At 52.4% G+C, this 26966-nt stretch carries 26 protein-coding genes; 8 read left to right on the forward strand and 18 right to left on the reverse strand.

Annotation, left to right across the window (positions count from 1 at the left end):
• The 7 genes from ABLU86_RS21680 to ABLU86_RS21710 all read right to left on the reverse strand — a co-directional run bounded on the left by ABLU86_RS21680 (position 1) and on the right by ABLU86_RS21710 (position 8937).
• Complete coding sequence (locus tag ABLU86_RS21680) at positions 1-2124, reverse strand: peptidase domain-containing ABC transporter (protein ID WP_047037365.1); 2124 nt, start codon at positions 2122-2124, stop codon at positions 1-3.
• Positions 2117-3406, reverse strand: coding sequence for an HlyD family secretion protein (locus ABLU86_RS21685; protein ID WP_015368661.1), 1290 nt, complete (start codon positions 3404-3406; stop codon positions 2117-2119). Before ABLU86_RS21685 ends, ABLU86_RS21680 begins: the two co-directional genes overlap by 8 nt.
• A gap of 101 nt (positions 3407-3507) precedes the next feature.
• Positions 3508-3873 carry a hypothetical protein gene (locus ABLU86_RS21690; RefSeq protein ID WP_015704148.1) on the reverse strand — a complete coding sequence of 122 codons (366 nt, stop codon included), beginning with the start codon at positions 3871-3873 and terminating at the stop codon, positions 3508-3510.
• 131 nt (positions 3874-4004) lie between these two features.
• On the reverse strand, positions 4005-5021 hold the full coding sequence (locus ABLU86_RS21695) for a fimbrial protein (protein WP_046883322.1): 1017 nt from the start codon (positions 5019-5021) through the stop codon (positions 4005-4007).
• 23 nt (positions 5022-5044) lie between these two features.
• On the reverse strand, positions 5045-7591 hold the full coding sequence (locus tag ABLU86_RS21700; RefSeq protein WP_348796329.1) for a fimbria/pilus outer membrane usher protein: 2547 nt from the start codon (positions 7589-7591) through the stop codon (positions 5045-5047).
• A gap of 33 nt (positions 7592-7624) precedes the next feature.
• Positions 7625-8311, reverse strand: coding sequence for a molecular chaperone (locus tag ABLU86_RS21705; RefSeq protein WP_348796330.1), 687 nt, complete (start codon positions 8309-8311; stop codon positions 7625-7627).
• Positions 8312-8367: 56 nt separating this feature from the next.
• Positions 8368-8937 (reverse strand): fimbrial protein, encoded by a 570-nt coding sequence (locus ABLU86_RS21710; protein ID WP_015368657.1) that lies wholly within the window; start codon positions 8935-8937, stop codon positions 8368-8370.
• Positions 8938-9438: 501 nt separating this feature from the next.
• On the opposite strand from ABLU86_RS21710, the gene ABLU86_RS21715 reads away from it, so the two are divergent.
• A complete protein-coding gene (locus tag ABLU86_RS21715; RefSeq protein WP_045367391.1) occupies positions 9439-9990 on the forward strand; it encodes a winged helix-turn-helix domain-containing protein in 552 nt (183 codons plus the stop codon).
• A 155-nt stretch (positions 9991-10145) separates the two neighbouring features.
• Here ABLU86_RS21715 and epmB read toward each other — a convergent pair whose 3' ends face one another.
• Positions 10146-11177, reverse strand: coding sequence for an EF-P beta-lysylation protein EpmB (epmB, locus tag ABLU86_RS21720; RefSeq protein WP_163374596.1), 1032 nt, complete (start codon positions 11175-11177; stop codon positions 10146-10148).
• A gap of 42 nt (positions 11178-11219) precedes the next feature.
• Between epmB and efp the strand changes: the two genes are divergently transcribed.
• The 4 genes from efp (at position 11220) to sugE (ending at position 12743) form a co-directional block, all read left to right on the forward strand.
• Entirely contained in the window at positions 11220-11786 is a 567-nt protein-coding gene (efp, locus tag ABLU86_RS21725) for an elongation factor P (protein ID WP_003855940.1), read from the forward strand.
• Between the two features lie 64 nt (positions 11787-11850).
• The gene (locus tag ABLU86_RS21730) at positions 11851-11982 is read left to right on the forward strand and encodes an entericidin A/B family lipoprotein (protein WP_015368654.1); all 132 of its coding nucleotides are present in this window, start codon (positions 11851-11853) and stop codon (positions 11980-11982) included.
• A 158-nt stretch (positions 11983-12140) separates the two neighbouring features.
• Positions 12141-12287: a lipoprotein toxin entericidin B gene (gene ecnB / locus ABLU86_RS21735; RefSeq protein ID WP_015368653.1), complete on the forward strand. Its 147-nt coding sequence runs from the start codon at positions 12141-12143 to the stop codon at positions 12285-12287.
• 138 nt (positions 12288-12425) lie between these two features.
• The gene (sugE, locus tag ABLU86_RS21740) at positions 12426-12743 is read left to right on the forward strand and encodes a quaternary ammonium compound efflux SMR transporter SugE (protein ID WP_015704154.1); all 318 of its coding nucleotides are present in this window, start codon (positions 12426-12428) and stop codon (positions 12741-12743) included.
• Here the strand turns inward: sugE and ABLU86_RS21745 are convergent.
• The 5 genes from ABLU86_RS21745 to frdA all read right to left on the reverse strand — a co-directional run bounded on the left by ABLU86_RS21745 (position 12740) and on the right by frdA (position 16677).
• Positions 12740-13270, reverse strand: coding sequence for a lipocalin family protein (locus ABLU86_RS21745; RefSeq protein WP_015368651.1), 531 nt, complete (start codon positions 13268-13270; stop codon positions 12740-12742). The genes sugE and ABLU86_RS21745 overlap by 4 nt on opposite strands.
• Before the next feature lie 113 nt (positions 13271-13383).
• Complete coding sequence (gene frdD / locus ABLU86_RS21750; protein ID WP_015368650.1) at positions 13384-13743, reverse strand: fumarate reductase subunit FrdD; 360 nt, start codon at positions 13741-13743, stop codon at positions 13384-13386.
• Between the two features lie 10 nt (positions 13744-13753).
• A complete protein-coding gene (gene frdC / locus ABLU86_RS21755; RefSeq protein WP_015368649.1) occupies positions 13754-14149 on the reverse strand; it encodes a fumarate reductase subunit FrdC in 396 nt (131 codons plus the stop codon).
• Between the two features lie 10 nt (positions 14150-14159).
• The gene (gene frdB / locus ABLU86_RS21760) at positions 14160-14894 is read right to left on the reverse strand and encodes a fumarate reductase iron-sulfur protein (protein ID WP_020079826.1); all 735 of its coding nucleotides are present in this window, start codon (positions 14892-14894) and stop codon (positions 14160-14162) included.
• The gene (gene frdA / locus ABLU86_RS21765; protein ID WP_032713498.1) at positions 14887-16677 is read right to left on the reverse strand and encodes a fumarate reductase (quinol) flavoprotein subunit; all 1791 of its coding nucleotides are present in this window, start codon (positions 16675-16677) and stop codon (positions 14887-14889) included. The genes frdB and frdA overlap by 8 nt, the downstream gene beginning before the upstream one ends.
• A 277-nt stretch (positions 16678-16954) precedes the next feature.
• Here frdA and epmA point away from each other — a divergent pair, with 277 nt between their 5' ends.
• Together epmA and yjeM are read left to right on the forward strand one after the other, a co-directional pair.
• A complete protein-coding gene (gene epmA / locus ABLU86_RS21770; protein ID WP_015368646.1) occupies positions 16955-17932 on the forward strand; it encodes an elongation factor P--(R)-beta-lysine ligase in 978 nt (325 codons plus the stop codon).
• A 202-nt stretch (positions 17933-18134) separates the two neighbouring features.
• Positions 18135-19637: a glutamate/gamma-aminobutyrate family transporter YjeM gene (gene yjeM, locus ABLU86_RS21775; RefSeq protein ID WP_348796331.1), complete on the forward strand. Its 1503-nt coding sequence runs from the start codon at positions 18135-18137 to the stop codon at positions 19635-19637.
• A 43-nt stretch (positions 19638-19680) separates the two neighbouring features.
• Here the strand turns inward: yjeM and mscM are convergent, their stop codons facing one another.
• The 3 genes from mscM to rsgA form a co-directional block, all read right to left on the reverse strand.
• On the reverse strand, positions 19681-23007 hold the full coding sequence (gene mscM / locus ABLU86_RS21780; RefSeq protein WP_045367385.1) for a miniconductance mechanosensitive channel MscM: 3327 nt from the start codon (positions 23005-23007) through the stop codon (positions 19681-19683).
• 24 nt (positions 23008-23031) lie between these two features.
• On the reverse strand, positions 23032-23994 hold the full coding sequence (gene asd / locus ABLU86_RS21785) for an archaetidylserine decarboxylase (protein ID WP_015368643.1): 963 nt from the start codon (positions 23992-23994) through the stop codon (positions 23032-23034).
• 150 nt (positions 23995-24144) lie between these two features.
• Positions 24145-25206, reverse strand: a complete 1062-nt coding sequence (gene rsgA / locus ABLU86_RS21790; protein ID WP_015368642.1) for a small ribosomal subunit biogenesis GTPase RsgA — start codon at positions 25204-25206, stop codon at positions 24145-24147.
• A 94-nt stretch (positions 25207-25300) separates the two neighbouring features.
• Between rsgA and orn the strand changes: the two genes are divergently transcribed.
• Positions 25301-25846, forward strand: coding sequence for an oligoribonuclease (orn, locus tag ABLU86_RS21795; protein ID WP_015368641.1), 546 nt, complete (start codon positions 25301-25303; stop codon positions 25844-25846).
• 41 nt (positions 25847-25887) lie between these two features.
• Here the strand turns inward: orn and ABLU86_RS21800 are convergent, their stop codons facing one another.
• Both ABLU86_RS21800 and ABLU86_RS21805 read right to left on the reverse strand, forming a co-directional pair.
• The gene (locus tag ABLU86_RS21800) at positions 25888-26619 is read right to left on the reverse strand and encodes an arginine ABC transporter substrate-binding protein (protein ID WP_260842086.1); all 732 of its coding nucleotides are present in this window, start codon (positions 26617-26619) and stop codon (positions 25888-25890) included.
• 130 nt (positions 26620-26749) lie between these two features.
• Positions 26750-26966: hypothetical protein (locus tag ABLU86_RS21805; protein ID WP_205414710.1), on the reverse strand; the 217-nt coding region annotated here is incomplete at its 5' end.

Consider the following 26966-nt stretch of genomic DNA (forward strand, 5'->3'; position numbering starts at 1 on the left):
TTACGCTGGCATTGGTATTCTTGACTGCGATAAATCAATAACCCGATCGGCAGAGGCGATGGTTGACGGGCGGTGGGCGACGATGACGCGGGTAATACTGAGGCCTGAAATAGACTGGTTGATAACCGACTCATTTCTTAAATCAAGATGGCTGGTGGCCTCATCCATAAACAGAATGCTCGGTTTACGGTAAAGCGCGCGGGCAATCAAAATACGTTGCTTTTGGCCCCCGGAAATCCCCAGGCCCAACTCACCAACGATGGTTTCATAGCCCATCGGCATTTTCATAATTTCGTCGTGAATGTTGCAGCGTTTGGCGCATTCGACGACAAAATCCACATCGGCGTTATCTTCAAAACCGCTGATATTATCGATAAGCGACCCGGAAAAGAGGCGGTCCTCCTGCAGCACGCAGGCGGTTCCCTGGCGATAGTTATTTAGACCTATCTTCTGGATATCGAGATTATCGGCGAAGACGTCGCCGCTGGTGGGCGAGAGCAGCCCGCACATCACTTTCAATAGCGTGGTCTTACCGACGCCGGACGGGCCGACCAGCGCGACGGATTCCCCCGGCTCAACGGTGATGTTCAGATTTGAGAAAATCGGCTGCGAAAAGGGATCGTATTGATAGCTGAGATTTCTGACTTCAAGCCTGGCGCCGGCATCCTTCGAAAAGACTTCACGTGACGGTAGCTCTTGCTCTGGTTCGCTGAAGACGATCTCTGAAAGACGCTCGTTATGCAGCGAGAGCATGCGTAGCTGCATGGTAAGATCAACCAGGCTGGATGCGCGCTGGGAGAACTGGCCCCGGTAGGCGTTAAAAGCCATAAACATACCGAGGGTCATTTCATTATCAATAACCATAATGGCGCCCAGCCACAGTACCGCAACCTGATCGATGGCGGTAATAAAGGTATTGATACCGCTAAACATCATGTCGAAACGGGTCTGTTTGATCCCCGCATTACAGGCGTCGATGTTGATATTCAGCCAGTGCTGAGAGCGGCGTTCTTTCAGGTTCAGCGCTTTGATGGTCGAAATACCGTATAGCGACTCCATAAAGTGTGAACTGGAGCGCGCGCCTTTGATTACCTGTTCTTCAGCAACGCGGCGATAGAAGCGATAAGTTCCCAGACGCATAAGGGCGTAACATAAGGTAAAGCCAACGACGACCCATGTTAGCCAACCGCCGTACAGGGTGAGCATAATCAGCAGGCCGATCGTCATGATCGAGTCGATAATGCCGCTGACGATGCTATTAGTGAACGTGGAGCGAATGGTATCCAGCGAAGAGAAACGGGACTGAATATCCCCCAGATGACGCTTTTCGAAAAATGCCAGCGGCAGGCTAGCCAAATGATCGAATAGAGTGGTTTTCCACTGAATATTGGTTAGCGTGTTGAGCGTCAGTGAAGTCCATGCGCGCAGCATACTGATAAAGGTGCGGAAGAGGGTAAAGAAGACCAGACCAATACAGATAACCGAGAGCAGGCTTTGATCGTGGGCCATGATCACGTGGTCAGTGACCAACTGCGTGCCTATTGGCAACAGTAGTCCAATCGCTTCAACGACGACGGAAAAGGCGAAAATTTTCAGCAGCGCTGATTTTAAGCCAACAATATTACGCATCAGATCTAACAAACGCAGGCGAGATTTGGCTTTTTCCTGCTGGAAGTTCTGATCGGGCCATAACTCTAACGCGATGCCGGTAAAGTTGTTCGACATTTCCTGAATGCCGATAATGCGTTTACCCAGCGCCGGGTCGTGAACCACAAAGCTAGATTTGCGTACTTTGGTGAGCACGACGTAGTGGTTCATTCCCCAGTGGATAACGCAGGGCAGCTTTAATTGTCTGATTTCATCAAGATCGAGCGACAGCGCACGGCTTTTTAAGCCAGCATGTTCTGCCGTTTTGCTCAGTGACATCAACGTTACCCCCTGGGAGGGGCTGCCAAAGCGTTGACGGAAATTGAACAGATCAATATCGAGACCATAATGGCCGCAAACCATTGCCAGACAGGCAATGCCACACTCGGCGGCTTCAGATTGCAATATGACCGGCGTCTTTCTCAATATCGAAAAATTAACTTTCGCCGTAATTTTTTCAAACAGTTCATTAGTCATGAATCGGGCCGCTCACGCTTTGAGTAATCTTATAAACCGGAGTAAACATCCACATGTAGAGAGGGCGTTCTTCAAGGAAGACAACAGCCTGTGCTTTAAGCCCATTGGAGAGGCTTAGCTTTTTCCCGTCATATTCGAACTGTTTATCTTTAATTTTGACAATCGCTTTATACAGCGCCAGTTCTTGTTGCTGATTGGTACCGTTACTGACGTTGGTGTATTCAGACATTTCTTGCCGTGACGCTGGCATTGATGATATGGATATAATTTTTCCTGGGAATTGACCAAATTTATCCGATGGGAAGGCATCATAGCGAATATTGATGGTATCTCCCGTTTTTAAATACGGAATGGTATTGTTGGGTAGCCACAGAATGAGATAATACTCAACGTTTCCGGTCGGTTTTATCTGGGCCAGGCTACTTCCATTATCAACGGTTTGCCCTTGGGTAGCCGACAGTGACTCAATCCTGCCATCGCTGGTCGATTTGATAATAATATTACCGTTAGCATTAGATTCCACTAACTGATTTTTATAATCATTGGCCTGGTTGTATTGACTGGAAATTTGGTTGTCAAAATCAGCAGCTTTAGTGATTATATCGCTATTAAGTTGTGTAATTTGCGATTCGAGTTGCATTTTTTGGCTAACTAAAGACTGGTAGGCACTCTGCTGCTGAAAGTATAAAGAGTGCTGATAGTTATACTGATCTTTTGTTATCAGGCCGTTGCTAAGGTATTTATCGTAGCTGGAAAGGTTATCATGCATTTTCTTCAGGCCTACCTGGGTGTTGACCAGCATACGGTTGGTCTCCTTCAGGGAGGCAGTGGTAGTTTTCAACTGCGCATTCAGCGCATTTAACGTCTGGTTTTTATTATCTTCCAGTTTTTTAATAATATCTTCAGAGTTGGCGATTTTTTCATTGATAACTTCTATCTGTGCCGCGCTAACATTGCCACTGGTGGTGCTGCGGGAAACATCAATCTCGTATAGCGGTTGGTTTTTTTTAACGACGTCACCAATTTTTACGAATTGCTTGACGATAAACCCCTGCTGTGGCGCAAAGACGTTAATTGAGTGAGGCAGGGTAATGACTTCGCCTTTAACATCGACACGCTGGGTAAACTTGCAAAATATCAATGCGCAGATAAGCGCAATGAGAAATAATGCCGACAATAAGGCGATTAACCAGGCGGGTAAACCAGCGAGCAACAAGGCTTTCCCTTTCCAGTGATGCCTTTTGTATTCGATCGCTTCCTTGCGATAGAGATTTTTATTCATATTGATAAGTTATATTTACTTTGGCTTGGATTGGATATAAAACAAAGGCCTAAAGGCCTTTGTTTATTCTATGGAACTTTTTCCAACGCGCGAAATTATTATCAAGATCCCGGTGCAAAGGTACCATCAAGGGCACTATCTATAAATTCCTGGAAAATAGCCATTGACTTGTCCCAACCGAATGCGACGGCTCCAGCAGCTCCGGTAATAGCACCAAGAACAAAGCCAACAACAGCCCCTACAGCATTACCAAGTAGGCCAAGTCCCAAAATACCACCATTATGACCGCCTTGAACACCACCAATCCACGTGCCGACGGCTGACACAATAATGGCACCTAATGTTCCAATAGCAAGAGCCTCTACCGCATTGCTAGCTAGTGAAGTGATAGTGGAGGTAACTGATGAGAAATCCCAAGTGTAACCACCGGAGATCTCTTCCATTTCAAATACAGTTAATTCCTTCATATTTATTCCTTTAAATTAATATTATTACTAGTTGGCCTAATTATAGGACGGAAGAAAATGTAAATGAGGTTTGTAGTTTAAACAACTCAACAGACATGAATTCATGTAGAATTCATGTCTGTTTGAGGATTTTATTGTTCCTGAATAACTACTTCTAACATTGCTTTAACTCTACCATTTGTAATGTCGTCAACACTATTGCTTTTGCGATAGTAATCAGCGGTGAGATTGATCACCTGCGATGTTGCAGCACTATTAAAACTGTAGCTATCCATATCATAAAAGACTAACGGGGTGCCAGTTTGTTTGAAAATGATACCAACATTTTTGGCGCCAGAATCGTCGGTTATCATATTATCAATGATACCATCGCCAGATGTGCTCGCGGTGCCTATCGGATTAAACCAGTACATTAAAGTATTCCCGATGGAACCTGCAGGGCAGGTAATGGTTAATAAGAAATTCTTTTGCTCTGGCGTGACGCCGCCGCGGGAGACCGACATTAGCGTGCTTTTTTTAATCCGGCCGAGCGTTATTTGTGAACTGGATGGTGATATGTCACATGAGGTTGCCTGATATTTGGTGTTTTTTAGCTTGATATTGGTTGTATATAATAGTTTGTCATTACTTCCAGGGTTGGTGGTAGGATTGCCGACAGAGAAACTTATTGATGGGTTTGAGTCCGAACCTGAAGTATCAATGACCTGCTTGGTTTTGATAAACCACACGGTAATGAATTTATAGTAATTATCTGACGTATTTTCAAATGGTACTAGTACTGAGCCCGCGACAGCAGGCACTAATGCGCCATTTTTGCTTTCCAGAAGATCGGATACCTGGAATCCAATACCATCAATTCCAGTTTCATATACTGGCTTTCCCTGTATTCCTGTAACGCCAGCTACTTCTGGTGTACTGATGGTAGTTATATACTGATCGTTAGTTTTTTGGCTACATGAGAAGTTTTTATAGTTACCAGTGCCGTATTTAGCCGAATATAATATGCTTCCCACTGGAATTGAGTCGTCTGTCGGTATTTTTGCTCTAATAGTAAATGCTTGCCGCTGGATGCTGCCTGAGTAACTACATTTTGCAGTCGCCTCACCGCAGATAACTAAAAGCATTAATAGAATAAACATTCTCTTCATCAATATTCGTCCTTAAATAATGGCTAGCGACACACCGCTTCGATCTGGTTTAAGCCAGCGGTTTTGCCTTCCCGCGGAGGTAATGTGAAGGGGGCTTTACATTGCTGGGAACTACTTTTTCCCCACTGTACGTTGAGCGTCCCGGTTTGCTGCAGACCGGACATATAGACCATCCCGGCGTCGCTGACGATACTCGCCTGGCTTTTCGCATCGTCGGCCAGTAAGACCATAGCGCCGTAAGGAACGTCTTGACCGCTAGCCGTTTTCAGGTGAATAAAGGCGCGTTGTCCGATCTTGCCGTCGTAGTTGGCCCGTACAATGGCGCCGCGGGTTGGCACCACGGTTTGCGTCGTTTCCGGCAGTTCCATATCATCACCAAGCGTGGTGCTATCAAGGGTAATATCAGTGCGGCGATAAGGGGTGACGTAAGGCACGATGGCATAGCCGCGGTAGTCGGTTGAGATAGTGCTATCGGTAGTCAGCTTGACGTTATCTAAGCCTGGAGCCTTAACCAGCACGGCGGCATCGGTGATGTCCTGTCCTAACGTAATACCGTCGGCGTGGGCGATAATGCTACCGCTGGCGCCATAATCCACGCGCTGACTGTCACGATCGTAGCTATAACCGGCATTGATGCTGCCCTGGGAACCGTTATAGGTAGCGCGCATGTCGCCGCTGTAATACTCACGGTTGCTATATCCCTGCTGGATACTCCAGTCCAGGCTATCGTTTTCCAGCCCCACGCCGCCGATAGCGACGGATTGATCCGTCGAGCCGGGGTTACTATTGGTGAGCTGATAGCTGGTGTAGGTGCCAGGGAGCCAGTTGCTGATTGGCAGCGTGACGGTCAACGTAATGCGCTGATCGTCCTGCGCGTCGCTGTCGGAGCTATTGTTGCTCCAGGTATAGCGGCTATAGCTATAGCCCAGATAGAAGTTCACATTTCTAAAGCCGCCGTTATAGCCAACGCTGATAGATTTGTTGGTGCGTTTATCATCCCAATAATCTTCAACCAGCCCGCTAATAGATACGCTGCCCAGGCCTTTACCCAGACTTTGGTTGAGGGTCAGGTTGGTGCGATTGCGTAATGAACGGGTGGTATAGTGACCGTCATTAGCATAACTATCCAGCACCTCGGATAAGGTGTTAAATCCCTTAGTAGAGTATCGATAGCCAGCGATGGTGATGTTGGTGCCGGTATCAAGGATGTTTTTACCATAACGGATTCGCCAGGACTGTCCCGAAGTCTTTTCCCGATCCTGCATTTTTGACCAGGCTTGGGTGACGTCAGCTGACGCGGCTCCGAAATCGCCGAGGTTATAGCCGAGACCGGATGACAACGCCTGATAATGCGAGGCCATCTGCATCCCGCCGTAGGCGGTCAGGCTACTGGACACCCCGTAGCTGGCCGTTGCCTGGGTAAATGGCGTTTCATGTACGCCGTCATCATATGGGCGATATTTACCTGAAGTGATTTCATACTGCAGCTGGCCTTCACGCACCATGACCGGTAGCGTGGCGAACGGTACGATGAATTCTTGCTTTGAGCCATCTGATTCTTCTACGGTTACATACAGGTCGCCGCTACCGCCGCTGGGATACATATCGGTGATTTCAAAGGCGCCGGGGGCAACGTAGGTCTGATAGACCTGATAGCCGTTTTGCTTAACGATCACCCTGGCGTTGGTTTTTGCAATCCCTCGGATAATTGGCGCATAGCCGCGCAGGCTCTCTGGCAGCATGGAGGTATCCGTCGCGAGTTGGACCCCAGTAAACGGAACGCTGTCAAAGATCCCGGAAAGCGAGGAGCTTTCGCCCATCACCAAATTACTGTTAATGGGGCGTATACTACGCTGCATGTACAGGTACGCCGACTCCCAGTCGCCTGCGTCGCCTTTTGTTTTATTCCAGGTGCTCAGATTCCTGATGCGCCAGGGGCCGAGGTTTAAGCCGGACTGGAGGTTAAGACTATAGTATTCGTCTTCGGATTCGAAATCATCCGAGCCGCTGAACTGGTAATTCACCAGTAGCGCGTTAATTCCGTCGTCAAATTGATCCTCAGGGATAAATCCTTGCACGACGGTAGATAATGCCGCCTGAGGGATGGAGATATTTAAACGCTGCGCGTTAAAATCAAAATCCGCTTTGGTATCTGGAATAACCGTCAGGTTAGTACAACCATTAGCATCCTCTTGCAATTTAGTGAATGCTTTAACTCTAACGCCATATTGCGATAAGTCCTTGAGACTGAAGCAGGGCGCCAGTTTGATCTCATCGCTAGCGGTGCTGGCCCGGCTATTATCAATCACAAATTTTATAGTTTTGGTATCCAGGTATTGGCCATTAAAGACGATGTCCACCCGGTAGTTACCGGGTGCCTGCGCGTTCCTGGCTTCAAACACAGATAAGTCTGGGGCGTTTGAAGGATCGCTACCATTCAATGAGTTTATGAATGAGGGATCGAAAAAATCACGTGCTTGCGCTTTATTATCCAAACCAGAAAAAAACGCGGCCAGTAATGCAATTCCTGGCGCTGATAGTTTGAATAGGTCTTTGTTTTTATTTTGCATAGACACATCCCTATAAGGTTAAACAACTTCCAATTACAACGATGATGAATAGAGCGTTCCGGCTCCGCCATAATCGTTGACTATTTTCCATGTAATACCTGATGCGGTTACATTTTGTTTTAAAGTGACTTCCTTGGTCTCCATCGGCGGGACAGAACTCACTTCATTTTTAATTTCGGTATTACCGATTTTTATTGTATTGAAGTAATAGAAAAATGGCGTAGGGTTCTTAATTGATAATTTATTGCCTGATTTTTGCCATTCAAGTTTTGCCGCTTCGGTGTTCGGGGTCATATCAAACAGCGATTTTGGCCGAAATACCAGACGCATACGATGGCGAACCGCCAGCTGGATGGTATTATTTTTAGCATTCGTATCATCAGCGGGGGGAATAGCCATAACGTTGAAATAAAATATCGATTCGCGATCGGCTGGCGCCGCGACATTACCTGTAGAAAACAGGCGAACGGTATTTTGTTGTTTTGCTTCGAGACGAAACAGTGGCGGCGTGGCCATGAATGACGGCGTTTGTCCTTTTGGGGTCTCAATCCAGGACTTGATTAAATAGGGTATACCGTCTTTGTTCTCTATTTGTGCCGTTACTTCACGGGAGCCTTCTTTGTAAAGATAGCGGGTAGACTCAATGACGATACCGGCATGCGCAATGCCGCTTATCAGTAAAAAACAGGGAAAGACAAGTTTAAATAAGGTCCTGAACATAGCATTTCTCTAAACGAAAAAAGGGCTCGCCAGACAGCGAGCCCTTCGGGGTAAAATTAAGCGCCAGTGGTATAGTCGATAGTAAAGGTTGCTACGCCTTTAACCGGACCTTCGGTTACGGTGGTAGCTTCGTTTACTTTCACATAACCCGCGTAGTAGTTCAGAGAAGTGACGGAACCGTCAGTGTAGGTTTCAGCCATGGTTTGGGAACCATCGAAGGCTACACGAGAACCATCGCTGGCTTTCGCGATGCCGATACCGATGCCGGCAGCGCCGTCGTCAGCGGTGTTGTCCAGAATTGTTGCGTTGGCGCTGGTGGTACCAGTAACTGCAACAGTCAGGCCGGTTGCTGGTTTTTCGCTGCCTTTGGCGCAATCAGAAACGTCAAAACCAAACTTCTGGCTTTTGAACAGGACGTTAGCAGTCTGTGCATTCGCTTCGCTGGTGGTAACAGAAGTCAGACGAACGATGCCGTTGTTCAGAGTACCAGTCGGGGTGACTACGCAAGAAGAAGAGGAGTCGTTGACTTCGCCAAGAACGGTCACTTCAGCAGTGTTAGCGGCCATTGCCTGTGCGCTCAGAACTGCAGATGCAGCAACCATTACAGCTACGATTGTTTTTTTCATTTATTTGTCCATGTATAAATACGTAATCCCTGAAATAGATGTTGCCTCAGTTTTAATTAACGGATCACTGAATAACCGTTAATTGACGCTGAGTCTTAACACTATCCCGTTCTTTACTCCTTTGGTGTCCCTTGTAATATGCAGGTACTTGCCCGCAATTAGCGTAAGACGGGAGCAGTGAGGAATTTAATTGGCAAGCAGGTAAAATGCATGTGAATTTTAATTGAATAACCTATTTTAATGATGGGAGGAACGTTTCACATTTTAATCTCCTTGAATAGTAGTTGCGTTAACGTGATGAATGTTCGACAATATACTTGGCTTCCTTTTCGTTAAAAGGTCACGTTGGCCTTAGCGCCGTTCGAAAATGGAGAGCCAATGATTGAGATGTGAAACTATCTAACGGCAGGGCTGTTTAGGGCTATTTGCTCAAGTTCAAAAATGGAATCTCATTAACTTCATGTTTAATTCACGTGACTAATGAATAAAAGGAAAAGCATTATGGCATTTAGCGAGTTCATTATTAATAATGAAGTCATATTCGATGTGAATATGAGTGAGTTACGACCTGTTAATGGAAATGGTGAAAGCATTAACTTGAATGGTCCAACTGCACGTTGTCTACAATTGTTAATTGAAAGTAATGGACGAATCATTTCTCGAGAAGAATTTCTGGAATCTGTCTGGAAAACAAGGGGGGTTGTCGTCGCACAAAATACTTTTTATCAAAACATATCATTGCTCAGAAAATCACTGCTGAAGGCTGGGTTATCACAGGATATCATTGTTACTGTCAGGCAGCGTGGGTTTATTCTTGCAACTGGTTCCTCGATCGTACCGGTTGTCAAAGCTGAGGAAGAAGTGTCTACCTGCCAGATAACCCCCTTAATAAAAAAGGTTGTAACAATAGAAGATAGCGTGCCAGAGATAAATAACAATGAACGCCAAAATTATATTGAAAACAAAAGAGATAGAACATTTAAATTACCCATGTGGTTTATTCTTATGTTCGTAATTATGGCTGTAACTAATATCCTTTCGTTATTTTATTAGAAACATTATTACTACATCGTTTAAATTGTACTTAATATATAATTATAAAGCTCAAGAAAGCACTGTATTCAGGCGAAGGCTGGAAAACTAGTGGTATATTTAACTGGAAAATATGCTTTTCAAGTATCTGCCGGACAGGGCCGGCAGAGAGGGGCCTAGGGCTGTTGTTTCAAACCTAAATCCAGCGGCGTTTTACTCGGTTCGCCGCCGATTTCACGTGCCAGTCTTGGCACCATATAACCAGATACCAGCGTTAATAGCTCACGCATGATCGCCCGTGCTTCCTCATCTTCTACCATGAAGTGGGCTGCGCCCTGGACTTTATCGAGCACGTGCAGGTAGTAGGGCATTACCCCGGCGTCGAACAATGCATTGCTGAGGTCCGCCAGGGTTTGCGCATTGTCGTTAACTCCGCGTAACAGAACACTTTGGTTGAGTAGTGTTACGCGCGCTTGCCGCAGCCGCGCCATCGCTGCCCGGAACTCCGGGCCGATCTCGTTGGCATGATTAATATGGTTGACCAACAGTATCTGCAGCGATGAGGTGTTAAAGCGAGCCGCCAGCCCTTCGGTGATCCGCGCCGGTATGACAATCGGCAAGCGGCTATGGATGCGTAACCGTTTAATATGCGGGATCGCTTCCAGTTCCGTCAGCAACCAGTCAAGCTCATGGTCTTTGGCCATGAGCGGATCGCCGCCGGAAAAAATAATTTCATCAAGCTGCGGATTGGCGGCTATGTACTCGAGCGCCGCCTGCCAGTTGCGTTTATTGCCCTGGTTCTCGGCATAAGGGAAGTGGCGGCGGAAGCAGTAGCGGCAGTTGATCGCACAACCGCCTTTCACCAGCAATAGCGCCCGGTTGCTATATTTATGCAACAGGCCAGGTACAACGCTGTGTTGTTCTTCCAGCGGATCGGTGGAGAAACCTGGGGCGGCAACAAACTCTTCTTGTGCGGTAAGTACCTGACGAAGAAGAGGATCGTTTGGGTTACCTTTTTCCATACGCGCGATAAACGCGCGCGGTACGCGCAGCGCGAAGAGACGCTTCGCATCGCGTCCCGCCAATAGGTTTGCATCTGTTTCCAGATCTAAAAGATGCAATAGTTCATCGGGACTGGTCACAACATCGGCAAGTTGCGTGATCCAATCTTCTCTGGATGGGGTATTTAGGGTTACAATATGCGCCATTTTGTGGCTTAGCTACCAAGTTAAACAATTTCAGAGGGCCTTATGGCGACTTACTATAGCAACGATTTTCGTGCTGGTCTTAAAATCATGATGGATGGCGAACCGTATGCGGTTGAAGCCAGCGAATTCGTTAAACCAGGTAAAGGCCAGGCGTTTGCGCGCGTTAAGCTGCGCCGCCTGCTGACCGGCACCCGTGTAGAAAAAACCTTCAAGTCCACCGACTCTGCAGAAGGCGCGGACGTTGTCGATATGAACCTGACTTACCTGTACAACGATGGTGAGTTCTGGCACTTCATGAACAACGAAACCTTCGAACAGCTGTCTGCTGATGCTAAAGCTATCGGCGACAACGCGAAATGGCTGCTGGATCAGGCTGAGTGCATCGTTACCCTGTGGAACGGTCAGCCTATCGCTGTCACGCCGCCGAACTTCGTTGAACTGGAAATCGTTGAAACCGATCCAGGTCTGAAAGGCGATACCGCAGGTACTGGCGGCAAGCCGGCGACTCTGTCCACTGGCGCAGTGGTTAAAGTTCCGCTGTTCGTTCAGATCGGCGAAGTCATCAAAGTAGATACCCGCTCCGGCGAATACGTATCTCGCGTGAAGTAATTCATGCTTTGAGACGGTGGGCGCAGCCAGGTTGCTGCGCCTTCAGTTTCACGCCGGGACTAACATGAACCAGACGCTCAAACTTCTTGCCTTGCTGCTGCTCAGCGGCGCGTTGCTTACTGGATGCAATACCGCCCGCGGTTTTGGCGAAGATATCCAGGGGTTGGGGCATGCCATTTCTCACGCCGTTAGCTAATCTCATTTCATTAGATCATTCTCATTCTCTGAATTCATCTTGCTAAGTTCCGCCTGAACCTCTTTTTCTCTTAAAAAACGCGACTATCCCTTCATTCTGAATCAGTTTGGCTATGCTTATAGGGCAAGAAAACAAAAACTGTTTATAAGGATGATATTATGGTGAAAAAAACGATTGCGGCGTTCTTTACTGTTTTGGTCCTTTCTTCTGTGCTCACCGCATGTAACACCACGCGTGGTATCGGTGAAGACATTTCTGACGGCGGCAGCGCTATCTCTGGTGCGGCGACCAAAGCTCAGAATTAAACATTACCGGTACGGCCTCGCGCCGTACCGGTCTTCACATTGGAGGCGCCGTTGATTATAATCCCGACGTTTTCAACCACCTTGCGGGACGACCCGTGAGCGTATCTCATCCGGGGACGGCCCCATTACTGGAGCCTTATGTCCTGGATCATTCTCTTTATCGCCGGTTTGCTGGAAGTCGTGTGGGCCGTCGGCCTCAAATATACCCATGGATTTAGCCGCCTGCTGCCAAGTGTGATTACCATAGCCGCTATGGTCGTCAGTATGGCGCTGTTATCGTGGGCGATGAAATCACTGCCGGTGGGTACCGCCTATGCGGTGTGGACCGGGATCGGCGCCGTTGGCGCAGCGATAACCGGCATCGTGCTGCTGGGCGAATCCGCAAGCCCGATGCGTATCGCGAGCCTCGCCTGTATTGTGATCGGCATTATCGGGCTGAAACTCAGCGCGCATTAATAGCGCTGGTTAACCCAAATCAGTTTGCTTACGTCGAAGCCCTGCCGGGTGGCGATATCCAGCATCTGCTGTTTCACCTGTGGCGAAATCTTCGGCGTGCGCGCCAGTAGCCACAGGTAATCGCGATCCGGGCCGCAAACCAGCGCATGGCGGTACTCTTTATCCAGCGCAATCACGTTGTAGCCGCCATAGAAGGGGCCGAAGAAAGAGATCTTCAGCGCCGCGCGGTTGGGATCGCCGGTGAACCAGGCAACGCCGTCTGTTTTCTGCCAGATCCCACGTTCGGGGTTATAACCTTTATTAACCACATCTATGCCGCCATCGCCGCGCAGACTGTAAGTCGCGGTGACCTTTTCCAGCCCGCTTTCGAAATGATGATCGAAGCGGGCGATTTCATACCAGGTGCCGAGGAAGCGTTGGCTTTCAAATGGGCTGACGACGGTCACGCCAGCGGGAGGAACGGGATTGCTGCACGCAACGCTCAGCAATGACGCGATAACCACGGTTAACACTGGCAGCAGACGCATAGGTATCTTCCTTACCGCTTTTTCTCTAAGTGTAGATAGCGGCAGGAAAAAAGTAGGGCAATTTTGTCGATAAGCGAGCCCGGTAACAGATTGCTACCGGGCGAGATGTTGCATCAGATAAATAACACGCCGACCAGGGTGACGACGGTTAAAATCGCCGCCAGGCCATAGAAGACCCATTTGCCGTTCGGCACGTGGATTTTCAGGTCGTGCATCGCATGGTGGATACGGTGCAAGCCGCACCACAGCGGCAAAACAATCATCAGAAAGATAAAGAGGCGGCCGATGAAGCTATGGGCGAAGGCGTAAACGCGTTCGTAGCTGAAAGCATCGCCAGGCGCGAGCCCCAGCGGCAGTAGAATGCCGACCAGCAGCACCATCACCGGCGCGATAATCGCCCCCCACATACCGCCTGCGCCAAACAGCCCCCAGAACACCGGTTCATCGGAACGTTTTGGATTGGGATTAATCATATCAGCCTCCTTACCAGAACAGCGCGACAAACAGGATCACGATGCTAACCAGCGCCGTAACCGCCCACAGCCCTTTAATCAGCGGCTCAGGCCCCATTTTCTCGCCTTTAATAATGATGTTGGCGGCTTTCGGCGCCAGCTCAAACCAGGTTTTGGTGTGCAGCAGCGCCGCTGCAAGGGTGATCAGGTTGAGGATCACCACAATCGGGTTTTGCAGGAATGCCACATAGCCCTCCCAACTTTCAGCGCCGTGCTTGAGGGCGAATAAGCCGTAAATCAGCACGATGCTGAACCAGACCGTCGGCACCGCTGTCCCTTCACGCAGCATATAGAAGCGATAGAACGGCAGCTTCTTCCACCAGGTGGAGGTCATGGGCCGCACGTAGGGTTTGCGTTTAGTCGTCATAGTGCACTCCTTAGCGTGGTTTCAGGGTGGCGATCAGGAAGTCTTTCGAACTTTCTACCTTGCCCTGCTGAATGGCGGCCGCCGGGTCGACATGCTTCGGACAAACTTCGGAGCAGAAGCCGACGAAAGTACAGCTCCACACGCCGTTTTGGCCATTGAGCTGCGCCATACGTTCCTTTTTGCCGTGGTCGCGGCTGTCTTCGTTGTAGCGATGGGCGAGGGTGATCGCCGCCGGGCCAATGAACTCCGGGTTCAGACCAAACTGCGGACAGGCGGCATAGCACAGACCGCAGTTGATGCAGCCGGAGAACTGATGGTATTTCGCCATCTGCGCCGGGGTCTGTTTATTCGGCCCCTGATCCGGCGTGCGCGCATTACCGATGATGTACGGCTTAATCGCTTCCAGACTTTCGATAAAGTGGGTCATATCGACCACCAGATCGCGCTCAATCGGGAAATTAGCCAGCGCTTCAACCTTCAGACCCTTGCTGTAATCGCGCAGGAAGGTTTTACAGGCCAGTTTTGGCACCTTATTGACCATCATGCCGCAGGAGCCGCAGATCGCCATGCGGCACGACCAGCGGTAGCTTAAGTCCGGCGCGAGGTTATCTTTGATATAGCCCAGCGCGTCGAGCAGCGAGGTTTGTTCGTCGTAAGGGACTTCATAGAAGGCGCTGTGCGGCGCGGTGTCGACTTCCGGGTTGTAGCGCACCACTTCAATTTTCAGTTTTTTCATCTCAGCCATGGGTCGTCTCCTTCTTCTCAGCGGCTTCCGCTTCGGCGCCATATACGCGTTTAGCCGGCGGCAGAGTGGTGATCTTCACATCGCCATACTCCAGGCGCGTGCTGCCGTCAGCCTCACGGAAGGCGAGCGTATGCTTGAGGAAATTGACGTCGTCGCGTTCAGTGCAGCCTTCATCGAGACGCTGATGGGCGCCGCGAGACTCTTTACGCGCGATAGCGGAGTGCGCCATGCATTCGGCGACGTTGAGACCATGGCCCAGCTCAATGGTGTAGAGCAGGTCGGTATTGAACACGCTGGAGGTGTCGGTGATACGCACGCGCTTAAAGCGCTCCTGCAGCTCGGCCAGCTTATCGATGGTTTTTTGCATCAGCTCCGGCGTGCGATAAATACCGCAGCCTTCTTCCATCGACATACCCATTTCATCGCGGATTTTGGCCCAGTTTTCATTGCCTTGTTGATTGACGAGGTCTTTCAGACGGTTTTCAACGTCGTTGACCTGCGCATCCAGCGCCGCGTTGTTGGCTTCGCCCGCGGCCATTGCGCGCTGCATAGCTTGCTCACCGGCAAGGCGGCCAAAGACCACCAGCTCGGCGAGCGAGTTGGATCCCAGACGGTTGGCGCCGTGCAGGCCGACGGAGGAACATTCGCCCACGGCGAACAGGCCCTTGATGCGGGTTTCGCACTGCTGGTCGGTCTCGATACCCCCCATGGTGTAGTGGGCGGTCGGGCGCACCGGAATGGGCTCTTTCACCGGATCGACGCCGACATAGGCTTTCGCCAGCTCGCAGATGAACGGTAGGCGTTCAAGCAGTTTCTTCTCGCCAAGATGGCGCAGGTCCAGATAAACCACATCGCCGCGCGGCGTCGGAATGGTGTTGCCTTTGCGCCACTCGTGCCAGAAGGCCTGAGAGACTTTATCGCGCGGGCCGAGTTCCATGTATTTGTTTTTCGGCTCGCCGAGCGGCGTTTCCGGCCCCATACCGTAATCCTGCAGGTAGCGATAGCCGTTTTTATTCACCAGAATACCGCCTTCGCCGCGGCAGCCTTCGGTCATCAGGATCCCCGATCCCGGCAGGCCGGTTGGGTGATACTGGACAAACTCCATGTCGCGCAGCGGGACGCCGTGGCCCAGCGCCATGCCCATGCCATCGCCGGTGACGATGCCGCCGTTGGTGTTATAGCGATAGACGCGGCCAGCGCCGCCGGTAGCCATGACGACCGCATTGGCGCGAATTTGCACCAGCGTGCCTTCCATCATATTCATTGCCACCAGGCCGCGGGCCTGGCCGTCATCGACGAGAATATCCAGCACGAAGTGCTCGTCGAAACGTTGAATTTGCGGGAACTGGAGGGAGGTCTGGAAGAGGGTATGCAGCATATGGAAGCCGGTTTTATCGGCGGCGAACCAAGTACGTTCGATTTTCATCCCGCCGAAGCGGCGAACGTTGACGCTGCCATCCGGGCGGCGGCTCCACGGGCAACCCCACAGCTCAAGCTGGGTCATTTCCGTGGGGCAGTGATGTACGAAATAGTCTACAACATCCTGTTCACAGAGCCAGTCGCCGCCGGCGACGGTGTCGTGAAAATGGTATTCAAAGCTATCGTGATCCTGCGCGACCGCCGCAGAACCGCCTTCGGCGGCGACGGTATGGCTACGCATTGGATAGACTTTTGAAATCAGTGCGATTTTGGCTTTTGGATTAGCCTGCGCAGCGGCGATGGCTGCGCGAAGACCTGCTCCGCCTGCGCCAATGACGACAAGATCGGCTTGAAAAGTTTGCACGACATTCCTCCAGTTTTTGTGTATTTCGCCGCCGGGCTGGCGAAAAAGTATCACTGCTCCTTTATAGGTAAATGAGTATAGCCATAGGGATGGTGGGGAAAATTGACGCGTTCGATTTTTTTATCAATCCGTGCGCTAATTTATCAATTTTATTTATGCAATTAAGTTAGCAATAAATTATCAGGATGTAATATCGCCGCCGGATTGCACAAAATTTGTTTCACTCGACGGTTGCGAGTAGACTTCGTGCCCTTGTATGAAATCGGAGAAAAGTACCATGAGCGAGACGGCAACCTGGCAGCCGAGCGCATCCATTCCAAATCTGTTAAAACGTGCGGCTGTAATGGCGGAAATTCGCCGTTTCTTTACCGACCGCGGCGTGCTGGAGGTGGAAACGCCTTGTATGAGTCAGGCAACGGTGACCGATATCCACATGTTCCCGTTTGAAACCCGTTTCGTCGGCCCCGGCCACTCTCAGGGTCTGAATCTGTATCTGATGACCAGCCCGGAATACCACATGAAGCGGCTGCTGGCCGCCGGGTGTGGGCCGGTATTTCAGCTGTGCCGAAGCTTCCGTAATGAAGAGATGGGCCGTCACCACAATCCAGAGTTCACCATGCTGGAGTGGTACCGTCCGTGCTACGACATGTATCGTCTGATTAACGAAGTTGACGATTTACTGCAGCAGGTGCTCGAGTGCCAACCCGCGGAAAGCCTCTCTTATCAACAGGCCTTCCAGCGCTATCTGGAGATCGATCCGCTCTCGGCAGATAAAACCCAGCTGCGCGAAGTGGCGGCAAAGCTCGATCTCAGTAATATCGCTGATACGGAAGAAGATCGCGATACGCTGCTGCAGTTGCTGTTCGCCATGGGCGTAGAGCCGCACATCGGTAAAGAACGTCCGACGTTCGTCTATCACTTCCCGGCAAGCCAGGCTTCGCTGGCGCAGATCAGCACCGAAGATCACCGCGTCGCCGAGCGCTTCGAGGTCTACTACAAGGGGATGGAACTGGCGAACGGTTTCCATGAATTGACCGACGCGCGCGAACAGCAGCAGCGTTTTGAGCAGGACAACCGCAAACGTGCGGCCCGCGGCCTGCCGGAGCAGCCCATCGACTATAATCTGCTGGCTGCGCTGGAAGCCGGCCTGCCGGATTGTTCCGGCGTCGCGCTGGGCGTCGATCGCTTGGTGATGCTGGCGTTAGGTGTAGAGACCATCGGCGAAGTGATCTCATTCACCGTCGATCGCGCCTGATGAACTGCGCTTCCCTTTCATGAGGAGAGGGAAGCTGTTTCCCGCCGTTAGCGTTTTCCCCTTCATTCAAAGATTTTTACAGTTCTCCCCGCTGCATTAGCCCTAATAACCACAATTTCAAACTGGATTATTGCTAGGATCCGCGTTCAATTTCTGCTTACCTGGCGACGCCGTTCGGCGACGCTCACGTTTGGATCGATTTATGCCTCAACAAATCAAGAAGATGAGCCTGATTGGGCTGATATTAATGATCTTTACTTCGGTGTTTGGCTTTGCCAACAGCCCTTCGGCGTTTTATCTGATGGGTTATAGCGCGATGCCGTTTTATCTTTTCTCGGCGCTGTTTTTCTTTATTCCTTTCGCCTTAATGATGGCGGAGATGGGCTCGGCATATCGTAAGGAAGAGGGCGGGATCTATTCGTGGATGAACCGCAGCGTCGGGCCGCGCTTTGCGTTTATCGGCACCTTTATGTGGTTTTCCTCTTATGTGGTGTGGATGGTCAGCACCGCGGCGAAAATTTGGGTCCCTTTTTCGACCTTTCTCTTCGGCGCGGATAAAACCCAGAGCTGGGCTTTTGCCGGCTTAACCTCGACGCAAACCGTCGGCGTGCTGGCCGCCTGCTGGATGGTGCTGGTGACGCTGGTGGCGGCGAAAGGGATAAATAAGATTGCCAAAATTACCGCCGTCGGTGGCATCGCGGTGATGTGCCTGAACCTGGTGCTTCTGCTGGTGAGTGGGGCGATTCTGCTGCTGAACGGCGGCCATTTCGCACAATCGCTGGATTTCACGGCGTCGCCGAACCCAGGATATCAATCGGGGCTGGCGATGCTCTCTTTCGTGGTGTTCGCCATTTTCGCCTACGGCGGAATTGAAGCGGTCGGCGGGCTGGTGGATAAAACCGAGAAGCCGGAAAAGAACTTTGCCAAAGGTATTATTATCGCCGCGCTGGTGATTTCGATCGGCTACTCGCTGGCCATCGTGCTGTGGGGCGTCAGCGCCAACTGGCAGCAGGTATTGAGCAACCACAGTACCAACCTCGGCAATATCACCTATGTGTTGATGACCAGCCTTGGCGCAACGCTTGGGCAAGCGCTTCATCTGTCGCCGCAGGCGGCGGCGCTGACCGGCGTATGGTTTGCACGCATTACCGGGCTGTCGATGTTCCTGGCCTATACCGGCGCATTCTTCACCCTGAGCTATTCGCCGCTGAAGGCGATTATTCAGGGGACGCCGAAAGCGCTGTGGCCGACGATGATGACCAAAGTCAACGCCAACGGCATGCCGGCTAACGCCATGTGGCTGCAGTGTCTGCTGGTGAGTCTGTTTATTCTGCTGGTCTCCTTCGGCGGCGATACCGCCTCGGCGTTTTATAACAAGCTAACGCTGATGGTGAACGTCTCGATGACCTTGCCGTATCTGTTCCTGGCGATCGCGTTCCCGTTCTTTAAGGCCAAAGCCGTTCTCGATCGTCCATTTGTGATGTTCAAAAGCCGCATAAGTACGCTGCTGGCGACGACGATAGTGGTACTGGTGGTAGCGTTCGCCAATATCTTCACCGTTATTCAGCCGGTGATGGATTCCGGCGACTGGAACAGTACGCTGTGGATGGTCGGCGGGCCGATTTTCTTCTCGCTACTGGCGCTAGGGATCTACGAGAACTATCGTCAGAGAACGGCGGTACAGGTAGCGCTGGCGGAGGGTTAAGAAAGAGAATGCCCGGTGAAGCGCTCACCGGGCTAGTTAGTGCTTACAAACTTCCTGGCGTACGGCTGCTTTTACCCGCTGAGTTCAGCGGCTGGCTGCTGCGTAGGCCATCCAGGCTTTCCAGACGCATCTGGAACGGCGGGAACGGCATGTCGATGCCATGCGCGCGGTAACCCGCCAGAATCAGCTGATGTAGCTCATGACGCAGCGGCATACGGTGTCCCATCTCGGCGGCGTAAATACGCAGCTCGAAAATCTGAATCCCCTGCTGCAGGTCAACGAGAAACGCTTCCGGCGCCGGGGTATCAATCACTAGCGAGCAGCGATGAGCGGCGGTCAACAGAATCTGCGTGACCTCTTCCGTATTGGCCTCCGCGGGCGCCGGGATAGTCAACACCACACGAGTGACCGAATCCGACAGCGACCAGTTGATGAACTGTTCGGTGATGAACGCTTTGTTCGGCACAATGATCTCTTTGCGGTCCCAGTCGCTGATGGTGGTGGCGCGGGTATTTATTTTCGTCACGCTACCGGTCAGGCTGCGGATAGTGACCGTATCGCCGATACGGATCGGTTTCTCAAACAGGATGATCAGGCCGGAGATAAAGTTGGCGAAAATTTCCTGTAGACCAAAACCAAGACCGACGCTGAGCGCCGCCACCAGCCACTGCAGTTTCGACCACTCAATACCAATCATCGAGAAGCCGACCAGCCCGCCAATTAGCATCAACAGATATTTGGTGATGGTGGTGATGGCGTAGCCGGTACCCGGCGTCAAATCCAGATGTTGCAGAATCGCCAGCTCCAGCAGCGCCGGGAGATTGCGCACCAGCTGGGTGGTGATAATCAGCACCAGAATGGCAATCAGTACGGCGCCGAGGGTAATAGGCTCAAGACTTTCGACGCCCTGTACCGTGGAGGTCACATCCCATAGCGAGATATTTTCGAGGAAGCCGAATGCCGAATGAATTTCCGACCACAGAATAATCACCGACAGCAAGGCTATCAGCATCAGCAGCGAGCGGACCAGGCGCAGGGACTGGGTACTGATGGCGTCGAGGTCGACTTCGCTGACTTCCGCTTCGACCGAGCCTTCGGTGCTGGTGGAGTGGGCGGTATCTTCTTCGCCGCGGGCGCGCTGGGCGAGGATTTCCGCACGGCGGTGTTTGGCGCGATCGAAGGCCAGACGCCGACGCTGAATCAACATCCAACGGCGAATAATATGGTAAACCACCAACAGCAGGAACCAGATGGCGACCGAGGTTTCCAGTCGCGCCAGTAGTGCCTGCGAGGTGGCAAGATAGCCCACCGCCGCCGCCAGCATCGCGATTAGCGGCGCGCCGAGCAGCAGGTTCCACAGCAGACGGTTCACCATGTTCTCGCCGTCGCCCGCTTTATCAAGATACAGCGGGATCCCGGCGTGTTTCAGGCTCAGCGTAACCAGCGCCAGCGCGCCGCATATCAGCATGAAGCACAAGCGGCCCAGCGAGGCGGAGAATTCGCGGTCGTTGAGGTTATCAAACATGATCAGCGCCATTATCAGCGGCACAATCAGGCCAATGCTCATCAGGTAGTAGCGCATGGCTTTGGCGACACGGTTACGCGGCCAACCGAAGTGGGCGATGAACAATCCATTCGGCCGGGCGAAGGTAGCGCAAATCATCACTACCCACAGCAGCGGCACGGTGGCGGTCACGCCGTCGCCAATGGCGACCGCCAGCGGGAAGGGCCAGGCCGCCTGCAATCCGTAGCCGAGCGTCATCCACAATACCGGCAGCGGCGAAGCCACCAGAATTGACCAGAACACGGTACGCAGCGTCAGCCAGAAATGATCCTGAGTCACCTTGCCAATCCGCGCGCTGGAGCGCTCAAGGAAGCGGGTAAAGTGGCGGCGCGAATAGATACTGAAGCCCACCAGCACCAGCGCGCCAAACAGCGGGAACAGCGTCTCTTTGCTGGTCAGCATCATGACGCTGGCCTTGCCGAGCTGGTTGATGGTATCAAGCGAGATCAGACGACGCAGATCCTGCACCACTTCCAGCGGCCAGGAGAAGCCAATTGGGCTGACGTCCGAGGTCCAGAACAGATAGCGGTGGGTTGCTTCGTTAATCTCTTTCAGCGCGTCTTCTAACTGGCCGTTGGCGACTTTCAGTTTCGTCAGTTCGAGCAGCAAGGTATCGCCGCCGCGCAGCAGCGAGTTAAGCAGCTCGCTCTGGGTGCGCAGTTGCGCCTGCAGGATGCGGTTTTGTTCCGCGGTGAGCGGTTCGCCGTCGGCCTGGCGAATCAGCCGTAGCTGCGCCTGCTTGCTGAGCAGGTCTTCGTAATGCAAGCGCTGCACGCGCAACTGGGCCGTTTCAGTATCTAACTGCTGTGGGCGCGGGCGCTCGGGCAGACGGGCGACCTGAGCGCGCAGCGCTTCGCCCAGTAGATTCGATGATCCCAGCCACTGCGACTGTTCGCGCAGGGTGTTCAGCGCCTGGCGCACCTGGAGCGTTTGATTAGTGGCTTGTCGCTGCTGCGAGGCTACCAGATCCAGGCGCTGGACCTGCTGATTGAGCGCCTGCGACAGCTCGCGGTTGATTTTGAACTGGTCGATGATCCCCGGCGGCAGGTTTTCGCTGTTTTCCGCCAGCAGCTCAGTACTTTCCAGCGCCTTTTCCGCTTCGCGTTGGCGCTGGCTGTTCTGCTGATTGCGCAGCGCCTGCAGGTAGGCATCGAGTTGTTCGCTCTGTTTCTGCGCCAGCTCAGAGCGGATGCGCGACAGCTCCTGGCGGTTGTTAGCGGAGAGTTGGGCCAGATCCAGCTCGTCGACCAGCGCTTTCAGACGCGCGGATTCCGCCTGCAGACCGAGATTTTGCGCCTGCGCCAGCGGCGTATTGCCGGGCTGCGCGCCGACGCGACGTTCAATCTCATTAAGCTTGCGGCGGGCGTCGGTTTGCTGTTGAGGCAATTGGTTGAGAGAGTCGGCAATTTCCCGCGCCCGATCCTGCTCCTGCTGCGCCTGGCGGCTGGCTTCCAGAAGCTGGCTGCTGACCTGCAGGATCTCCTGATTCAGCGCGTCGGCGGTGAGGGCGGTAGGTACCTGGTGCGGCGTTTCGCTGACATTCGCTAACTGGGCGCGGAGAGTTTGAAACAGTTTGGGAAAATTATCGATGACATCCTGGTACTGGCGAGCGCGCTCAACGGAGGCATTGCGTTCCTCCAGCGCATTCAACGCGGCTTGCAGGACCTCTACGGTTTCAGGCTGGGCGGGTTTCGCCGCCTTCGCCTGTTCCAGTTCCTGGGTAATTTGCTTGACGTCCGGGGCCGTCGCTGCGTACGCCCCGAAGCTGAGGCTCAAGGCCAACAGAAAAGTGTATATCAGGCGCACGGCGTAACCCTTTGTCGTCAGGAATTAACCTTCGTCTTGTTTATCGTCAACCAGCGGGCTGGCGCGGTGTTCGGCGCGGATCTCTTCTTCCGGCAACGGCGCAGGTTCCACGGAGATATCAGTTTCTACGGCCGTTGCCAGCGGTTCGCCGATTTTGGTGACTGACAGGCTTTGCAGTTGTTCAACCAGCTTCACCTGGCCTGGCGCAAACAGGTTAATCACCGTGGAGCCCAGTTTAAAGCGACCCATCTCCTGGCCCTTCAGCAGCGCAACGGAGCCTTCGCTTTCGCCTGCAGGCCAGGTCCAGCGCTTGATAATGCCTTCCCGCGGCGGCGTCACGGTGCCGGACCAGACGGTCTCGATGCTGCCAACAATCGTTGCGCCGACCAGAATCTGCGCCATCGGGCCGAATTCAGTATCGAACAGGCAGATGACGCGCTCGTTGCGGGCAAACAGGTTCGGTACGTTTTGCGCGGTCAGGTGGTTTACCGAGAACAGATCGCCCGGGACATAGATCATCTCACGCAGGATACCGTTGCACGGCATATGCACGCGGTGATAGTCGCGCGGCGACAGGTAAGTGGTGGCGAAACTACCGTTACGGAACAGGTCAGCCATCTGGTAGTTACCCGCCAGCAGGGCTTCCAGGGTGTAATTGTGGCCTTTGGCCTGCAGAATTTTGTCATCTTCGATAGCGCCAAGCTGGCTGATAACGCCGTCAGCCGGCATCACCAGCACGTTGGGATCGGTGTTGAGCGGGCGAACATCGTCACGCAGCGGGCGAACGAAGAAGTCGTTAAAGGTGCGGTAAGCGGCGGTATCTGGCTTCTGCGCCTCTTTCATATCGACCTTGTAGTATTTGACGAACAGATCGATAACCAGTTTAGTCAGCCAGCCTGCTCGTTTACTTGCCCCCCAGCCTGCGAGGCGGGTGAGCCACAGTTTAGGCAGAATGTATTGTAGCGAGAGTTTAAACGAGTTTAACAAGGTAGCCTCCAGGCCGTTAATTGTCGTTCCTGACCCCGCTTTGGCGCGGGGTACTGAAAAGGGGGACGATTCTATACGTAAACTTCAGCGAATTGTATCCGCGCCGTTGTGCTGGCAAAGCGAGTACGTATAGCGACGACAGCTTAAATGTCAGTCGTCGGTTGATGAAAAGCTTTTACGCGTTTTTACCTGCACCTGTTCCATACTTTCCAGGATGCGGTGATAGTTGGCGAAACGGCTTTCGGCGATGGCGCCTTTTTCTACCGCTTCGCGAATGGCGCAGCCCGGATCGGTGTCGTGCTTGCAGTCGCGATACTTGCAATGGCCTAAATAATCATGGAATTCGACAAAGCCGTTGGTGATTTGTTCCGCATCAAGATGCCACAGGCCAAACTCGCGGACGCCCGGGGAGTCGATCACATCGCCGCCGTGCGGGAAGTGATAAAGACGCGCGGCGGTGGTGGTGTGCTGGCCGAGCCCTGAAACATCGGAGACGTCGTTCGTCAGGATTTGCTCATCCCGCAGTCCCAGCAGCGTGTTCAGCAGGCTGGATTTACCCACCCCGGACTGGCCGGCAAAAATACTGATGCGCCCGGTCAGCGCCTCTTCAAGCGGCTTCAGGCCGTCCTGAGTATGGCTGGACACCATCAATACCGGATAACCGATCTGGCGATAGATATCCATCTGCTCGTTGACGAAGGCCATGCCGTCATCGTCCAGCAGATCTATCTTATTCAGTACCAGCAGCGGTTCGATATTCTGTGCTTCGCAGGCCACCAGATAGCGGTCGATAATATTGAGCGACAGTTCGGGTAAAATGGCCGAAACCACCACGATTTGGTCGATATTTGCCGCGATAGGCTTCACGCCGTCGTAAAAGTCCGGGCGCGTCAGCACCGAGGCGCGTTCATGTACCGCTTCGACGATACCTTTGACGTTGACCCCGTCGGCTGCGTCTTTACCTGGCCGCCAGACCACGCGGTCGCCGGTCACCAGGGAACGAATGGTCCGGCGAATGTTGCAGCGGTGGGTCGTGCCATCCGCGGATTCGACATCGGCATGCATACCAAAACGGCTGATGACGATGCCTTCTGAAGGCTCGCCAAACAGGTTGTCATCGTAGTCGGCCTTCTCCGAAGTCGTTTTCAGGCGGCGCTGGTGGTTGGCCTTGACGCGGCGCTGCTGGCCTTTGGAGAGCTTATTTTTACTCAATCGAACTGGCTCCTGGTCGCCCTGATGGGGCAAAACCTCTATGATACACGCTATTTTAGATGAATATAGTCACGCAAGAAGGGTGGAAAATAGCATGAGTGCAGATGAAAACAACCTGATTTGGATCGATCTTGAGATGACGGGGCTGGATCCCGAGCGCGATCGCATTATCGAAATCGCCACCCTGGTCACCGACGCGAATCTGAATATTCTGGCAGAAGGCCCAACCATTGCCGTGCACCAGTCTGATGCTCAGCTGGCTCTGATGGACGAATGGAACGTGCGTACTCATACCGGCAGCGGGCTGGTCGATCGCGTGAAGGCCAGTACCGTGGGCGACCGCGAAGCGGAACTGGCCACTATTGAGTTTCTCAAGCAGTGGGTGCCGGCAGGGAAATCGCCAATTTGTGGCAACAGCATCGGTCAGGACCGCCGCTTCCTGTTCAAATATATGCCGCAACTGGAAGCTTACTTCCATTATCGCTATCTCGACGTCAGCACCCTAAAAGAGCTGGCGCGCCGCTGGAAGCCGGAAATCCTTGATGGGTTTAAAAAGCAGGGCACTCACCAGGCCATGGACGATATCCGCGAATCCGTCGCCGAGTTAGCCTATTATCGCGAGCATTTTATTAAGCTCTGAAGCGTAAACGGGGCCTTCATGGCCCCGTTCTTTTTGCTGCCTTACTTAAACCATTTCTGTTCCATCTGCTGGAACTCCGGCGACGCCTTCACGACCTCCAGCGCGTCATTAATCTGCTTAAGCAACTCCGGGTCGTCTTTGCGTACCGCGATGGCATATTGTTTGCCGTAGTAGGCCGGGTCGGTGGCGCGCTCTTTCATCTCGGCGTAATCAGGATTCTCCGCCAGCCACTTGTCCATCGTCGCTAAATCGCCGATCGCGCCGTCGACTTCGCCGCTTTTCAACGCCGCCAGCGCGTCGCTATCGCTGTCAAAGGCGACGGCTTGAATGCCTTTTTGTTTATCGCGTAGATAACGCTGATGAACGCTGCCTTTGACCACGGCGAGCTTTTTACCCTGCAGGTCGGCAAACCCGTGGGCGGCGTCTTTTGCCGTGACTACCACGCCGGATAGCTCCTGGCGATAAGGTTGGCTGAAGGCGACCTGCTTTTCACGCATCGGCAACACTTCAATGCCGGCGATAATGGCGTCGAACTTTTTAAAGCGCAGCGCCGGAATGAGGGTATCAAAGCGCTGCGGCGTGAATTTGCATTCCGCTTGCATCTGCTTACACAGCGCATTGGCCAAATCAATGTCGAAACCCGTTGCCTGGCCTTTGCCTTTGACGGTCTCAAACGGCGGATTGGCGGTTGTGGTGCCAAAATGGAGCGTCTCGGCAGAAGCCGTTCCGATGAAGGATGTGGTCAGCAGCAGGACGGTAAGCGCTTTTTTCATTCTGAATCCCTGATTGTCGTCATGGTGGACCTTTTCGCGGATAACCTCCGCGGTGTCATGCGGGCGATTTTGCGCCATTCGCGCGGGGGTAAAAAGATATTTTGCTAATTATGGCGGTTATTTATACAATTCAGTGGGCTGTGTGGCGAGAAAATGTCCATTCAAACAAAAAACGAAAAAAAGTGCTCGCCAGGGGGTTGCAGGTGAATCGAATTCTCGTATAATGCGCCTCCCGTAACGACGCAGAAATGCAAATTACGACGCCATCGAAATATGGCAAAAAAGCAGTAACGCGGGAATAGCTCAGTTGGTAGAGCACGACCTTGCCAAGGTCGGGGTCGCGAGTT

The sequence above is a fragment of the Klebsiella sp. JN_Kp121 genome (genome assembly GCF_040062145.1).
GTDB classification, from domain to species: domain Bacteria; phylum Pseudomonadota; class Gammaproteobacteria; order Enterobacterales; family Enterobacteriaceae; genus Klebsiella; species Klebsiella aerogenes.

Bases quoted from the DNA above. Each gene is read 5' to 3' on its own strand.
- ecnB (WP_015368653.1), top strand. From the start codon at position 12,141: ATGGTGAAAAAAACGATTGCGGCGTTCTTTACTGTTTTGGTCCTTTCT.
- ABLU86_RS21685 (WP_015368661.1), bottom strand. From the start codon at position 3,406: ATGAATAAAAATCTCTATCGCAAGGAAGCGATCGAATACAAAAGGCAT.
- ABLU86_RS21695 (WP_046883322.1), bottom strand. From the start codon at position 5,021: ATGAAGAGAATGTTTATTCTATTAATGCTTTTAGTTATCTGCGGTGAG.
- ABLU86_RS21715 (WP_045367391.1), top strand. From the start codon at position 9,439: ATGGCATTTAGCGAGTTCATTATTAATAATGAAGTCATATTCGATGTG.
- orn (WP_015368641.1), top strand. From the start codon at position 25,301: ATGAGTGCAGATGAAAACAACCTGATTTGGATCGATCTTGAGATGACG.
- ABLU86_RS21700 (WP_348796329.1), bottom strand. From the start codon at position 7,591: ATGCAAAATAAAAACAAAGACCTATTCAAACTATCAGCGCCAGGAATT.
- frdB (WP_020079826.1), bottom strand. From the start codon at position 14,894: ATGGCTGAGATGAAAAAACTGAAAATTGAAGTGGTGCGCTACAACCCG.
- ABLU86_RS21730 (WP_015368654.1), top strand. From the start codon at position 11,851: ATGAACCAGACGCTCAAACTTCTTGCCTTGCTGCTGCTCAGCGGCGCG.
- ABLU86_RS21800 (WP_260842086.1), bottom strand. From the start codon at position 26,619: ATGAAAAAAGCGCTTACCGTCCTGCTGCTGACCACATCCTTCATCGGA.
- frdD (WP_015368650.1), bottom strand. From the start codon at position 13,743: ATGATTAATCCCAATCCAAAACGTTCCGATGAACCGGTGTTCTGGGGG.
- ABLU86_RS21710 (WP_015368657.1), bottom strand. From the start codon at position 8,937: ATGAAAAAAACAATCGTAGCTGTAATGGTTGCTGCATCTGCAGTTCTG.
- sugE (WP_015704154.1), top strand. From the start codon at position 12,426: ATGTCCTGGATCATTCTCTTTATCGCCGGTTTGCTGGAAGTCGTGTGG.
- efp (WP_003855940.1), top strand. From the start codon at position 11,220: ATGGCGACTTACTATAGCAACGATTTTCGTGCTGGTCTTAAAATCATG.
- ABLU86_RS21705 (WP_348796330.1), bottom strand. From the start codon at position 8,311: ATGTTCAGGACCTTATTTAAACTTGTCTTTCCCTGTTTTTTACTGATA.
- ABLU86_RS21745 (WP_015368651.1), bottom strand. From the start codon at position 13,270: ATGCGTCTGCTGCCAGTGTTAACCGTGGTTATCGCGTCATTGCTGAGC.
- ABLU86_RS21680 (WP_047037365.1), bottom strand. From the start codon at position 2,124: ATGACTAATGAACTGTTTGAAAAAATTACGGCGAAAGTTAATTTTTCG.
- ABLU86_RS21690 (WP_015704148.1), bottom strand. From the start codon at position 3,873: ATGAAGGAATTAACTGTATTTGAAATGGAAGAGATCTCCGGTGGTTAC.
- frdC (WP_015368649.1), bottom strand. From the start codon at position 14,149: ATGACGACTAAACGCAAACCCTACGTGCGGCCCATGACCTCCACCTGG.
- epmB (WP_163374596.1), bottom strand. From the start codon at position 11,177: ATGGCGCATATTGTAACCCTAAATACCCCATCCAGAGAAGATTGGATC.
- yjeM (WP_348796331.1), top strand. From the start codon at position 18,135: ATGCCTCAACAAATCAAGAAGATGAGCCTGATTGGGCTGATATTAATG.
- epmA (WP_015368646.1), top strand. From the start codon at position 16,955: ATGAGCGAGACGGCAACCTGGCAGCCGAGCGCATCCATTCCAAATCTG.